Consider the following 13,134-nt stretch of genomic DNA (forward strand, 5'->3'; position numbering starts at 1 on the left):
TTTACATGCAGAATGAGGAGGGTTTTACTCTTTTAGAAATGTTATTAGTTATGGTTGTCATAACTGTATTATTACTATTAATTATTCCAAATGTAGTTACACAGCGCTCATCCGTCCAAGGAAAAGGATGTGCAGCCTATGTGAAATCTATAGAAGCACAAATACAAGCATATCACTTGCAACATAATAAGATTCCATCAATAGAGGAACTTGAAACAGGAAAGTATATTACTTCAAAAACTTGTCCGAAAGGTGAACCAATCCATATTTCCGATGATGGTACGGTATCAGCTGGGAAATCGTGAAGCAAAAAGGTTTTACTCTTTTAGAAATGCTACTTGTCTTATTTGCTATTTCTGTACTGAGTGTTGTTACGCATTTTAACGTTACTTCATTACATGAAAAACAAAAAGTTGAGCAGTTTTTGAAACAGTTTTCAAATGATATTTTGTATATGCAGCAGTTAGCGATTAAGCGTCAAAAACATTATACGTTACGCTGGTTTAAAGAGAAACATATGTATTATATTTCGGAATCGGAGACAGACCTATTAATTGTTAAGAGAGAATATGATAAAGATGTCCAAATGGATTTGCATACCTTTCCAAATCCAATGACATATAATCCGAGCGGGAATATTAATAGGGGTGGTACGATTTTACTTTCCTATCGAGGTTATAAATATGAGATTGTATTTCAGCTTGGAAGAGGGAGATTTACGTATCGTGAAGTGTCAAAAAGGATCAGTAATGGTTGAAATGGTTGTAGCGTTAAGTTTAATAATGATGGCGGCATCATTATTGCTCCCGCAAACATTATTAATTATGCAAGAAAGAAAAAATATAAAAATGAGCTATAAAGCATTAATATTATTAAAAAAAGAAGCGGCCTTATTTAAGTATGAGAATGAGGAAAAGCGAGTAAAAGAGCAAGTCATAAAAGGAATTGTATATTACACATATTGGAGAGGAGATGAAGTTTGTACGATGTGGAAAGATATGAGAGGAAAAGCGATGGAGCAATGCCTTTATGCAAAGGAAAAATAAAAAAGAAGCGGGATTTACATTAATAGAAATGATTGCATGTTTGTTGCTTTTATCAATGTTCTTTTTACTTTTACCGCGTCTTCATATTATGGGGATAGAAAATACACATTCAAAAGGATTAAATGACTGGGAGTGGGATGTGTTTTTAGGACAAATGCAATTAGAGTTTCGTGAAGTATTAAGTGGGAGGAAGATAGAGCTAGAAAACGGTGGGAATATTTTACGCTTCCAACTTCGTAATGGTGATCAGGTGACGTATGAAAAGTTGAATAGTAATTTAATAAGAAAAGTAAATATGCGCGGAAGGGAATTTATATTACAAAGGATTGAAGCGATTTCGTATAAATTAACACCTCATTTGTTATATATATATGTGAAAGATATAAGTGGTGAAATATATGAAGGCGTGGCTGTGCGCTATAGTGAAATTGAGATAGAAACATGAGAAAACAAGATGGATTTGTAATGCCAGGAACAATTATTTTTCTTATTTTATTCATTTCATTTTCGATGTACGAAACGAATATGTTACTTTCGGATAAAAAATTTTATTCTGAAATAGAACAAAGTTTTTTCATGGAGGAACTTGTTGATCGAGCTATTTCAGATATAAAAAGAGACTTACAGCAAAAAGAAAAAGAGGATGTTTTTTTATTTCAGTATGAAAGAGGAGAAGTGAGTGGAAAGTACGTCTTTGAAAATGATGTTATTATCATTTCGTTGCAATGTGTTACAAAACAGAGAGTTTTCTATACAGTGAGCTTTCGGTATAGGGAAAAGGATAATAAAATATTTGATTGGGTAGAAGGATAATATGTAAAATATATGGAGAAGAACCATGAGTTTCTATTGTGGAGGGAGTCAATTTCTTTGAGGAAAGGGATAAGAACGATGTTCAAAAGTTTAAATTTTCTCAAAAAAGAGAAAGGTAGAAAGAATATGATATATTCATGCTATCCAATCATTTTTTCTAGGGAGATAAGAAAATGACAAATAACAATCAAATAGGTGAAAGTAAGGAACAAACTATTTTTGATCATAAAGGAAATACGATTATGACAGAGGATAGGGAAATACAAATTATTTCAAAATTCGAAGAACCTCTTATTGTTGTATTAGCAAATGTATTAAGTGATGAAGAGTGCGCTGAATTGATTGAATTGTCTAAAAGCAATATGAAACGTTCTAAAGTTGGTTCATCACGTGATGTAAATGATATTCGAACGAGTAGTGGTGCATTTTTGGAAGAGAATGAACTTACTTCGAAGATTGAAAAACGAATTTCATCTATCACGAATGTTCCTGTAGCGCATGGAGAAGGATTGCACATTTTAAATTATGAAGTGGATCAAGAATATAAAGCGCACTATGATTATTTTGCAGAACATAGCAGGTCAGCTGCTAATAATCGTATAAGTACTCTTGTGATGTACTTAAATGATGTAGAAGAAGGCGGAGAAACATTCTTTCCGAAATTAAATCTTTCTGTACACCCTAGAAAGGGAATGGCAGTATACTTTGAGTACTTTTATCAAGATCAATCACTAAATGAGCTTACGTTACATGGAGGGGCACCTGTTACGAAGGGTGAGAAATGGATTGCAACGCAGTGGGTGAGAAGAGGTACTTATAAGTAAAAGTGAGCCAGCTTGTTTGATTACGAAAAAATAGTGAGTATGTTACGTTTTGTTCTTCATAGCATAAGAAGAACAAAACGTTTTTTTATTAAATAAAGTAACATTTTTCGTTATAATAACAAATAATAACGGATGATTGAGAGGAACGAAAATGAAATCTATATACATAACTGGCTATATGGGAGCTGGGAAAACAACAATTGGAAAAGTGTTAAGTAAAGAACTTCATATGGATGTTGTAGATACAGACCAAAAAATTGAAGAGAAGCAAGAGAAGGCAATTCGTGATATTTTTGCCGAAGAAGGCGAAATGACTTTTCGGGAATATGAAAGTGAAATGTTACGTTCACTACCGGTTCAGAATGTAATTATTACAACGGGTGGAGGGATTATTGAACGAGCGGAAAATCGAAAGTGGATGAAGGAAAATGGAACTGTTGTGTATTTATATTGCGATCCACATGTAATTGCAGAAAGGCTTCGTGAAGATACGACACGTCCACTATTTCAGAAGAAAGATATAGATGCATTTATAACGAAATTTGAATCGCGCCGAGCTTATTATGAAGAGGCTGATATTCATATCGATACGACAAATAAGTCGGTAAAGCAAATTATGAATGAATTAAAGCAAAAGATTAATGAATAAAAAAGTGGACATACTAATCAAGTAGAGGTGATGATAATATGTCTACTAATGATTATGTACGCTTTGTGACACAGCAATTTGTGTCATATATGGATGCTCCAAAAGAGGATCGAAAACAACAGAAACAACAACGTCGTGCGGAGAAAGAGCCATTCTTAAATAAATGGTTTGGTGTTATGCCACTGAGCGCTGCTTTGTTTTATCGAAATGTAAAAAATAAAAGAAAAAAATCAAGCTAACTTTTTCGTAATATGTCTGGCAAAATAAAGATCCCCTAGTGCAACAAGCTGCTAGGGGATCTTTATTTATTGTTGCACAGATTCTTTTTCTTCAGTAACCGCATGTATCTTATTATTTACCCATACAAACCCTATTCCGATGCAAATAGAAATACCCCAGCCAACAGCGGTCATAATAGCTCTCATTTCACCATATCCATCTACACCGAAAACAGAGATGAAATAGATTTTCAAGAAGCTTTTTAATATAAATTGAAGGCCGAAAAATAGTGTTAAATATTGCAGTGCTGGATATATACGACTATCACGATAAAGCTCACGACTTTTATCACGATCATGACCTTGCAGTGCTGAAATATCCGCTGCGAAATATAACATAAGTGGTTTTTTTATAAAGATTGTACATATAACGATGCAGCCAAGTACGATATGATAATATGCATCATTCCATAGCATTCGTTCCGCTGATCCAGATATTAAGTCTACCGTTGTATTAGAAATGAGTGTAATTAAAATAAAGAACCCTGTAACGTTAAACTGTTTTTCTTTTTTAAAGGTATACAGTGTATAAATAATCCCCGGAACAGAGGAAATTAACATTGCGTAATAAGGATCGATATAAGGTTTTGCAAATTTCCAAATGAGGAATGGGAATACGAGATAAAAGACAAGATCTAATATAGCTTTTTTATTTTGATTCATACAAATCCTCCTTAAGTCATACATATATTTTATAATATAATTTCTGAAAATTGTATAAGGTTTAATAAAAAAAGAAAAGTAGATGATTAGTAGATTAAAAAAATTGTCCCTAGCGTAGTAAGTTTTTTTAGTATATAATAAAGGAAACGCTTTCATTTTTTTGATTTGTTCACAAAATGGATGGAAAATCACATATTTACTATTGATATGTTACTTTATAATGAAACTAATTAAATATACATGCATACAATATTGTGAAATAAATAACATAAATAATCTATATAAATGTAAACGTTATCAAAAGAGAGGTGGAGACAATGAGTAAATTTTTCTTCAATCATAATCCAGCAACATTAGAGGATGGAAGACTGGTTAAGTATGCTGAAATTATTTATGGAGAAGGTGGCCGTTCTGTATTAGAAAATTTAATGGTGAAGGCATCTATCAGATTACGTGATCGTTATCCGAATAAATCTGACGAACAGATCTCGAACCTCGTAAATCAAGGCATCCATGATATGTTTCAAAAATACGTGAATGAGTAAGAGCAGCTACTGGCTGCTCTTATTTTTTTGTATAAGGATTGTGCCTCTAGCTGAAAATAAAGATGCATTTTGAAACATGCAAAAAGGAGGCGAAAAAGATGAGTAATGGAATTGGTCGTTCAAAAGAGAATCTTCCAACTGATGCAAACCATGTAAGTGCAAAGGATCGTGCATATCAGAAACGTATGACAGAGAAAAAACAGCAAGGGCGTAATGAAGATAGAGAATAGGCTGGGAACATATCTTAAAAGAAGCTCCTTCAATCTGAAGGAGCTTTCTTTAAGATAGAAAATGATTTGCGGTAACATAAAAGAGACCACCGTTTATAATTTGTATTGTAATGCGTGGTTCGTATTGTTCTTGTAATGCTTGCTTTTCAATTTCATAGCTCTCTGGAAGTTCATCGCTATCTTCGTAAAATCGATTTAAAAGGTCTAAATCGTGATTCCAACGCACTCTCGCTTCTTTTGCCCACGTGTGGTCATCTTCAGCGATTATACTTTTTAAAGCATCCTCTATACGTTGTAAGCCACTTTGTGGCTTAATGATAGGTGAGAGGGTAAAACAAAAGTCAGGTATTTTCGGTGTGAGTTTGATCTCTGCTAAAGTGTCATGAAAGTTTGCAATCATTGTCCCGGAAATAAGATGAATACCGATGGAATGAAGTATGTCTTTTTTTCGGTCGCATTGATAAGATACTTTTATATTTACACCAAGCCAAGGATGAAGGGGGGTATGAGTTGCCCCGATATGTTTCACTTCCTCATATAAACGTATGTATGAACCTAGTTCTTTTGTTGTTTCAAATATTTGATGCAAACGGGGTGAACCGTAATGAATAAGTTCACCGTCGTTTTCTTCGTTTTCTGGATTTGTAATAAGAGTAAGGCGCATCGGGTTCGGAACGCCTCCTGTTTTTTCAAGATAGTGCCAATAGAAAGGGCGGTTCATTAATAATTTATCCATTTCAATTGTTAACTGCACGTCTAATAGGTGAGGGGAACGTTCTAAAATTTCGCAGTTATTCGCCTCAAAAAAGTTATATAAGTAATTATGAATTTCATTTTGCTGCATAGTCTTGCACCTCTGCTTCATTGCGCTTCGCAAAATCGATAATAGATGTTAAATTTTCCATCTTGATTCGAATTTCACCTTCGCTTTTTGAATGCGCGAAAATTTCTTGAATATGCGCATCAATATTTTTCATGTTGATTCTCGTTAAAATTTCATCGAGTTCACCGATTACACGTTCAAATAAATTAATTTTTTCATATAGTAGTTTTAAAATGTGCTCTTCAACAGTGTGCTTTGTTGCTAAGTTATAAATATGAACATCATTTTTTTGTCCAAGACGGTGAATACGTCCAATCCTTTGCTCGAGTCGCATTGGATTCCACGGTAAGTCGTAATTAATCATATGGCTACAAAATTGTAAGTTAATTCCTTCACCACCAGCTTCGGTCGCAATTAATACTTGGGCATGATTTTGGAAAAGCTCCTTCATCCAATCTTTCTTCCCGCGCTTAAATCCACCGCGAAATGGAACAGAGGAAATGCCATGTTGTTGTAAGAACCATTGTAAATACATTTGTGAAGCTCTATATTCAGTGAAGATAATGACTTTATCGTCAACTTCTTTTATAAGCTCTAGTGCTTTATTTGCTTTGGAGTTGAACGGAATATGATTAATTTTGTCCATCAGCACATCAATATGTGGGTCCTTTATGTAGTGCTCATTTTCTTTCTGTCTTTTTTCTACATGTTTTTTTAGTGAATAGTAAACAGCTTCACGACTACTACATGCTTCCCGTTTTAAAGTTAAGGATGAGAAAGCAGATGTGACGGCATCTTGTCCACGCCAATTTTCAATTTCATTATACAAAGCTTGTTCTTCTTCATTGAATTCAACGAAGATTGTTCGTACATGCCTCTTCGGCCAATCAATGCCAGTGTTATTGCGTCTATTTCGAACCATTACTTTATTGATAAGAGCTTTTAAATCTTCATCGGATTCAGTGGAACGATTTTTGGAAGCGTAATATTCTTCAAAATTAGATTGATTGCCTAAATGACCTGGTTTTAATAAAGAAACGAGGTTGAAGATTTCATCGATTTTATTTTGAACAGGAGTTGCAGTTAGTAATAAACAAAACTTCTTTTTTAATCGCTGTGCAAATTCATAGTTTTTTGTTTTATTATTTTTTAGTTTATGTGCTTCATCGATAATAATAAGGTCATACTCTAGGTTTAAAACGATATCGCGATGCGGTGAACGTTTCGCAGTATCGATTGATGAAACGATGACATCAGCTTGTTCCCAAGAATAACTTTTCTTTTGAGCGACCGCAGGAATAAAAAATTTTGTGTTTAGTTCATACGCCCACTGAGATACGAGAGAAGCTGGAACGAGAATGAGTACCTTTTTTACAAGTCCTCGAACCATATATTCTTTTAAAATAAGTCCAGCTTCAATCGTTTTTCCAAGTCCGACTTCGTCTGCTAGAATCGCTTTACCATTCATTTGTTCAATGACATTTTGAGCGACCTCTAATTGATGTGGAAGCGGCGTGAAATGTGATAAATGTTTCGGTGCTTGCAATCCATCAAAAGTAGGGACGAGTAACGATTTCTCTGTTTTATAAGCTAAATGATATAAATCCCAATTTGTCCAAGGACCATCTTCATCAATTCTTTTTAAAAAATTGTTTTGCCACGTTCGATCTACGGAAATATCGACATTCATTAAGACTCTCCCACCTTTTATAAACTAAAGTGATTATTTAAAAAATCTTTATTATAAGCCTCGTAATAAGGCGCTATCACAATTACTAAAAGTTAAAGAATAGGCAATGATAAAGGGCTAAATTTCAAAATTTGTATTTAATAAGATTAAGAATGAAAAATTCTAAATTATTTTTTATGCTAGAATATTGATGAAATATAGCGAATAATGTTAGGATAATGGTGTGAAATGTGTGGAATCTTTCGTATTTTATCCAAGAAAGTAACTTTTTATTTACGCTTTCATAAAAAAATATACTGAGATTCCGTATAACCTTATCTTTTCAGAATGAAAATGTTTAGATATGGGAAGCAACTTTTATTGATTTGTCAGAGCATAAGGGGGAAAGAGCATGATTACATTACAACGTACACCGTTATTTGATGTATACGCGAAGTATGGTGGGAAAACAGTCGACTTCGGTGGTTGGGAATTACCAGTTCAATTTTCAAGCATTAAAGAGGAACATGAAGCTGTACGTACAGGAGCAGGTTTGTTCGATGTATCTCATATGGGAGAAGTAGAGGTAAAAGGTGTAGATAGTTTAGCATTTTTACAACGTGTTGTTACAAATGACGTATCTACCTTAAAGGTAGGGGGCGCACAATATACAGCTATGTGCTATGAAAATGGTGGCACAGTAGATGACTTATTAATCTACAAACGTGGTGAAGAAGACTATTTATTAGTAATCAATGCATCAAATATCGAGAAAGATTACGAATGGTTAGCTAGCCATGTAATTGGCGATGCGAAAGTAGTCAATGTTTCTAGTGAAGTTGCGCAGCTTGCAATTCAAGGACCAAAAGCAGAAGGCATTTTACAAAAAGTTGTGTCAGAAGATTTGAAAGAAATTAAGTTCTTTAAATTTAAAAATAATATTCTTGTAGATGGAATTCCTGCACTTGTATCTCGTACAGGTTACACAGGTGAAGATGGATTCGAAATTTACTGTAAGAGTGAAGATGCAGCAAAACTTTGGGAGAAACTTCTTGAAGTGGGAGCAGAAGAGGGCTTAAAACCATGTGGCTTAGGTGCTCGTGATACACTTCGCTTCGAAGCAACACTTCCGTTATACGGACAAGAGTTATCAAAAGATATTACACCGATTGAAGCGGGAATTGGCTTTGCGGTAAAACCAAATAAAGAAGCAGATTTCTTTGGAAAAGAAACGTTAAAAGAGCAAAAAGAAAACGGTGCATCTCGTAAATTAGTCGGCATCGAAGTAATCGAACGCGGTATTCCTCGTACGCATTACCCTGTATTTATAGGAGAAGAAAAAATCGGGGAAGTAACGAGTGGTACACAATCTCCAACGTTAAAGAAAAGCATTGGTTTAGCACTAATTGATGTAAAATACGCAGCAGTTGATACAGAAGTAGAAATTGAAATTCGTAATAAACGCGTCAAAGCAGTAGTTGTTCCAACACCATTTTATAAACGTTCAAAGTAACGGGGAGAGGGGTAGATTTCATGTTGCATCGTTATCTTCCAATGACAGAAGAAGACAAAAAAGAAATGTTACAAACAATCGGCGTTCAAACGATTGATGAGTTATTCTCTGATATTCCAGAGAGTGTTCGTTTTAAAGGGGATTTAAAAATTAAAGAAGCAAAATCAGAGCCAGAGCTTTTAAAAGAGCTATCTCAAATGGCTAGCAAAAATGCGAACTTAAAAGAATATGCTTCTTTCTTAGGAGCAGGTGTATACGATCATTACGCTCCAGTAATTGTTGATCATGTTATTTCTCGTTCAGAGTTTTATACAGCTTACACACCATACCAACCAGAAATTTCACAAGGGGAATTACAAGCAATTTTTGAATTCCAAACAATGATTTGTGAATTAACAGGAATGGATGTAGCAAACTCTTCTATGTATGACGGAGGTACAGCTTTAGCTGAAGCGGCAATGCTAGCAGCTGGTCATACTCGCAAAAAGAAAATTCTTGTTTCAGCGGCAGTTCATCCAGAATCAAGAGCGGTACTTGAAACATATGCAAAAGGTCAAAATCTTGAAGTTGTTGAAATTGATCATAAAAACGGTGTAACAGATTTAGAAGTATTACAAAGTGAAGTAGATGATACAGTTGCTTGTGTAATCGTTCAATATCCAAACTTCTTCGGACAAGTGGAAAAGTTAGCTGATATCGAAAAAATCGTTCATCAACAAAAATCATTATTTATCGTTTCTTCAAATCCATTATCATTAGGCGCATTAACACCGCCAGGAAAATTCGGTGCTGATGTTGTAATCGGTGATGCACAACCATTCGGTATCCCAACGCAGTTTGGTGGACCGCACTGTGGTTACTTTGCAACAACGAAAGCATTTATGCGTAAAATTCCAGGACGTCTTGTCGGACAAACTGTAGATTCAGATGGTAAACGTGGATTTGTATTAACGTTACAAGCACGTGAACAGCATATTCGTCGTGATAAAGCGACGTCTAACATTTGTTCAAACCAAGCGTTAAATGCATTAGCAGCTTCTGTTGCAATGACGGCACTTGGCAAACAAGGTGTAAAAGAAATGGCACGTCAAAACATTTCTAAAGCACAATATGCAAAACGTCAATTTGAAGCGAAAGGTTTCACAGTAACGTTCGCTGGACCATTCTTTAATGAATTTGTTGTAGATTGTAAACGTCCAGTTAAAGAAATAAATGATGTATTAATACAAAAGAATATTATCGGTGGTTACGACCTAGGCCGTGATTATAAAGAGCATGAAAACCATATGCTTGTAGCGGTAACAGAGCTTCGTACAAAAGAGGAAATTGACACACTTGTAAACGAAATGGGGGCTATCCAATGAAGAACCAAGACCAAGCACTTATTTTTGAAGTGACTAAAGAAGGACGCGTAGGATATAGCTTACCCAAATTAGATGTAGAAGAAGTAAAATTAGAAGATGTGTTTGAGAGTGATTATATTCGAGTAGAAGATGCAGAGCTTCCAGAAGTATCTGAACTTGATATTATGCGCCATTACACAGCGCTTTCAAACCGTAACCACGGTGTGGATTCTGGATTCTATCCACTTGGGTCTTGTACGATGAAATATAATCCGAAAATTAATGAAAACGTAGCTCGTTTCGCAGGCTTTGCAAATATTCATCCACTTCAAGATGAAAAAACAGTGCAAGGTGCAATGGAATTAATGTATGACTTACAAGAACATTTAATTGAAATTACAGGTATGGATACTGTTACGTTACAACCAGCAGCTGGTGCACACGGAGAATGGACAGGATTAATGTTGATTCGTGCATATCATGAAGCGAACGGTGACTTTAACCGTACGAAAGTAATTGTTCCTGACTCTGCTCACGGAACAAACCCGGCGTCTGCAACAGTAGCTGGTTTTGAAACAATTACGGTGAAATCAAATGAACATGGTCTTGTTGACTTAGATGATTTAAAACGTGTTGTAAACGAAGAAACAGCAGCACTTATGTTAACAAATCCAAATACATTAGGCCTATTCGAAGAAAATATTTTAGAAATGGCAGAAATCGTCCATAACGCAGGCGGTAAATTATACTATGATGGTGCAAACTTAAATGCGGTATTAAGCCAAGCACGCCCAGGAGATATGGGATTTGACGTTGTGCATTTAAATCTTCATAAAACATTTACAGGTCCGCATGGCGGCGGTGGCCCAGGTTCTGGTCCAGTAGGTGTGAAAGCTGATTTAATTCCGTACTTACCAAAACCGATTTTAGAGAAAACAGAAAATGGCTATCACTTCAACTATGATCGTCCAGAAGCAATTGGGCGTGTGAAACCATTCTATGGTAACTTCGGAATTAACGTTCGTGCATACACATATATTCGTTCTATGGGCCCAGATGGCTTGCGTGCAGTAACTGAGTATGCTGTATTAAATGCGAACTATATGATGAGAAGATTAGCACCATTCTATGATCTTCCGTTCGATAGACATTGCAAGCATGAATTTGTATTATCAGGTCGTCGTCAAAAGAAACTTGGTGTACGTACATTAGATATTGCAAAACGTCTGCTTGATTTCGGTTACCATCCACCAACAATTTACTTCCCATTAAATGTGGAAGAATGTATTATGATTGAGCCAACAGAAACAGAATCAAAAGAAACATTAGATGGTTTCATTGATAAGATGATTCAAATTGCTAAAGAGGTAGAAGAAAATCCAGAAGTTGTACAAGAAGCACCACATACAACAGTAATAAAACGTTTAGATGAAACATTGGCTGCTCGTAAACCAGTTTTACGTTATGAAAAGCTAGCACCTGTACAAGTGTGATTGCAAAAAAAAGAACTCGCTACATGCGGGTTCTTTTTTTTGCAACATTGGTGCAGCTAGAATGAAAAAAATGTTAAAAATTTATATTTTTTGTTTCATATTGCTGTAAAGATGCGGTTTTATAGGTGATTTTGTTGAAAAAGTCGGTTTGATAAAAGTATTTATTTTTGTTAGAATTTTATTGAAATTAAGAAGATGTGATGAGGTAGAAATTACTCATTTTTATGTATATGTGAAAAAACGAGCAAGACGGGGGTGGAAGCGTGGGATATCGATGTTATAGAATGGTATACCATTTAGAAAATGGAGAAACAATTAAAGATGTAAAAGAATTTTGTTACCGAGACCAAGGGAAAGTGTTAGAAAGAGTAGCACACCGTGTAATGGATAATAGAGAAGTGACAGCGATTGATAAACAAGGAACAATCATTTCAATAGCGTGTGAGGACATTGTAAAGGTAGAACTTGATTACATAACAGAAAGTTAACCTTGAGTCATATCGAATTATTCGATACAATATACTGTTGAATGGTGAAGAGAGAAGAGAGGAGTTTATCATGGGTAATACACGACACTTTTATATGTTTATTTTAGCGTTTGTTCTTGTTGTGGCGTTAACGATTTATTTAATTGTTGATAGCAGCTGGTACAATACAGTTCATCCAGCATTCCTTCTTTTTATGTATGTAGGAATTGCGGTTGTTAGTTTCGGAATGAGAGACGAAATGTTAGATCGCTTTGAAAAGTGATACATATACGAAAGACCAACAGGAAAATGTTGGTCTTTTTTTCTTGCCAAAAATAGGATGTTGTGTATATACTGTATATATAAGGTATACACAGTATATACACACACTGGAGGAAAACATGAATATTATTATTTCGAATTCTTCCCAAGACCCTATTTATGTGCAAATAAGAAAACAATTAAGCCAGCTTATTTTAAATGGTGGTTTAAAGGGTGGAGACCAATTACCGTCTATTCGTAGCTTAGCGAAGGAATTACAAGTTAGTGTAATTACAACGAAGCGTGCGTACGAGGAGCTTGAAAAAGAAGGATATATAGAAACTGTTGCTGGGAAGGGGACTTATGTTTCACGTAAAAATAATGAACTACTAAAAGAACAGCGGCTACGTCTATTGGAAAGTAAAGCGGAAGGGATTGTGAATGAAAGTAAAGCGTTGCAGCTTTCACTTGAAGATTTACAGCAGATGATTGCGTGTTTATATGAGGGGGAATAAGG

At 35.0% G+C, this 13,134-nt stretch carries 19 protein-coding genes; 16 read left to right on the plus strand and 3 right to left on the minus strand.

Going from position 1 to position 13,134, the window contains the following annotated elements; translation table 11 throughout:
- The first annotated feature begins 5 nt into the window (after positions 1 to 5).
- From comGC to JFU20_RS21265, 8 genes are all read left to right on the plus strand, one after another.
- Positions 6 to 305 carry a competence type IV pilus major pilin ComGC gene (gene comGC / locus JFU20_RS21230; protein ID WP_002088623.1) on the plus strand — a complete coding sequence of 100 codons (300 nt, stop codon included), beginning with the start codon at positions 6 to 8 and terminating at the stop codon, positions 303 to 305.
- Positions 302 to 757, plus strand: a complete 456-nt coding sequence (comGD, locus tag JFU20_RS21235) for a competence type IV pilus minor pilin ComGD (RefSeq protein WP_002088622.1) — start codon at positions 302 to 304, stop codon at positions 755 to 757. The genes comGC and comGD overlap by 4 nt, the downstream gene beginning before the upstream one ends.
- Positions 750 to 1,046: a hypothetical protein gene (locus JFU20_RS21240; protein ID WP_002088621.1), complete on the plus strand. Its 297-nt coding sequence runs from the start codon at positions 750 to 752 to the stop codon at positions 1,044 to 1,046. Before comGD ends, JFU20_RS21240 begins: the two co-directional genes overlap by 8 nt.
- A complete protein-coding gene (gene comGF, locus JFU20_RS21245) occupies positions 1,030 to 1,491 on the plus strand; it encodes a competence type IV pilus minor pilin ComGF (protein ID WP_002088620.1) in 462 nt (153 codons plus the stop codon). Before JFU20_RS21240 ends, comGF begins: the two co-directional genes overlap by 17 nt.
- Positions 1,488 to 1,859 (plus strand): competence type IV pilus minor pilin ComGG, encoded by a 372-nt coding sequence (gene comGG / locus JFU20_RS21250; RefSeq protein WP_201038878.1) that lies wholly within the window; start codon positions 1,488 to 1,490, stop codon positions 1,857 to 1,859. Before comGF ends, comGG begins: the two co-directional genes overlap by 4 nt.
- 173 nt (positions 1,860 to 2,032) lie before the next feature.
- The gene (locus tag JFU20_RS21255; RefSeq protein ID WP_098167363.1) at positions 2,033 to 2,683 is read left to right on the plus strand and encodes a 2OG-Fe(II) oxygenase; all 651 of its coding nucleotides are present in this window, start codon (positions 2,033 to 2,035) and stop codon (positions 2,681 to 2,683) included.
- 151 nt (positions 2,684 to 2,834) lie between these two features.
- Positions 2,835 to 3,332, plus strand: coding sequence for a shikimate kinase (locus tag JFU20_RS21260; protein WP_201038879.1), 498 nt, complete (start codon positions 2,835 to 2,837; stop codon positions 3,330 to 3,332).
- Between the two features lie 38 nt (positions 3,333 to 3,370).
- A complete protein-coding gene (locus JFU20_RS21265) occupies positions 3,371 to 3,571 on the plus strand; it encodes a YqzE family protein (protein ID WP_002015009.1) in 201 nt (66 codons plus the stop codon).
- 66 nt (positions 3,572 to 3,637) lie between these two features.
- Here the strand turns inward: JFU20_RS21265 and JFU20_RS21270 are convergent, their stop codons facing one another.
- Complete coding sequence (locus JFU20_RS21270; protein ID WP_002015010.1) at positions 3,638 to 4,273, minus strand: VC0807 family protein; 636 nt, start codon at positions 4,271 to 4,273, stop codon at positions 3,638 to 3,640.
- Positions 4,274 to 4,590: 317 nt separating this feature from the next.
- On the opposite strand from JFU20_RS21270, the gene JFU20_RS21275 reads away from it, so the two are divergent.
- Positions 4,591 to 4,818: a hypothetical protein gene (locus tag JFU20_RS21275; protein WP_000032698.1), complete on the plus strand. Its 228-nt coding sequence runs from the start codon at positions 4,591 to 4,593 to the stop codon at positions 4,816 to 4,818.
- 98 nt (positions 4,819 to 4,916) lie between these two features.
- Positions 4,917 to 5,048: a hypothetical protein gene (locus JFU20_RS30460; protein WP_002129080.1), complete on the plus strand. Its 132-nt coding sequence runs from the start codon at positions 4,917 to 4,919 to the stop codon at positions 5,046 to 5,048.
- A 49-nt stretch (positions 5,049 to 5,097) separates the two neighbouring features.
- Here JFU20_RS30460 and JFU20_RS21280 read toward each other — a convergent pair whose 3' ends face one another.
- Both JFU20_RS21280 and JFU20_RS21285 read right to left on the minus strand, forming a co-directional pair.
- Positions 5,098 to 5,892: a YqhG family protein gene (locus JFU20_RS21280; protein ID WP_201038880.1), complete on the minus strand. Its 795-nt coding sequence runs from the start codon at positions 5,890 to 5,892 to the stop codon at positions 5,098 to 5,100.
- Positions 5,879 to 7,561, minus strand: coding sequence for a DEAD/DEAH box helicase (locus JFU20_RS21285; protein WP_016120803.1), 1,683 nt, complete (start codon positions 7,559 to 7,561; stop codon positions 5,879 to 5,881). Before JFU20_RS21285 ends, JFU20_RS21280 begins: the two co-directional genes overlap by 14 nt.
- A gap of 391 nt (positions 7,562 to 7,952) precedes the next feature.
- On the opposite strand from JFU20_RS21285, the gene gcvT reads away from it, so the two are divergent.
- From gcvT to JFU20_RS21315, 6 genes are all read left to right on the plus strand, one after another.
- A complete protein-coding gene (gene gcvT, locus JFU20_RS21290; protein ID WP_002034013.1) occupies positions 7,953 to 9,053 on the plus strand; it encodes a glycine cleavage system aminomethyltransferase GcvT in 1,101 nt (366 codons plus the stop codon).
- 20 nt (positions 9,054 to 9,073) lie between these two features.
- On the plus strand, positions 9,074 to 10,417 hold the full coding sequence (gene gcvPA, locus JFU20_RS21295; protein WP_002015020.1) for an aminomethyl-transferring glycine dehydrogenase subunit 1: 1,344 nt from the start codon (positions 9,074 to 9,076) through the stop codon (positions 10,415 to 10,417).
- Positions 10,414 to 11,889, plus strand: a complete 1,476-nt coding sequence (gene gcvPB / locus JFU20_RS21300) for an aminomethyl-transferring glycine dehydrogenase subunit 2 (RefSeq protein WP_002122485.1) — start codon at positions 10,414 to 10,416, stop codon at positions 11,887 to 11,889. Before gcvPA ends, gcvPB begins: the two co-directional genes overlap by 4 nt.
- Before the next feature lie 284 nt (positions 11,890 to 12,173).
- Entirely contained in the window at positions 12,174 to 12,377 is a 204-nt protein-coding gene (locus JFU20_RS21305; protein ID WP_000262495.1) for a DUF3929 family protein, read from the plus strand.
- Between the two features lie 70 nt (positions 12,378 to 12,447).
- Positions 12,448 to 12,639 (plus strand): hypothetical protein, encoded by a 192-nt coding sequence (locus JFU20_RS21310; protein WP_002088608.1) that lies wholly within the window; start codon positions 12,448 to 12,450, stop codon positions 12,637 to 12,639.
- Between the two features lie 118 nt (positions 12,640 to 12,757).
- Positions 12,758 to 13,132, plus strand: coding sequence for a GntR family transcriptional regulator (locus JFU20_RS21315; protein ID WP_002184968.1), 375 nt, complete (start codon positions 12,758 to 12,760; stop codon positions 13,130 to 13,132).
- Positions 13,133 to 13,134 lie beyond the last annotated feature (2 nt).

Origin of the sequence: Bacillus sp. TH30 (genome assembly GCF_016650875.1) — a bacterium.
Lineage (GTDB): Bacteria > Bacillota > Bacilli > Bacillales > Bacillaceae_G > Bacillus_A > Bacillus_A mycoides.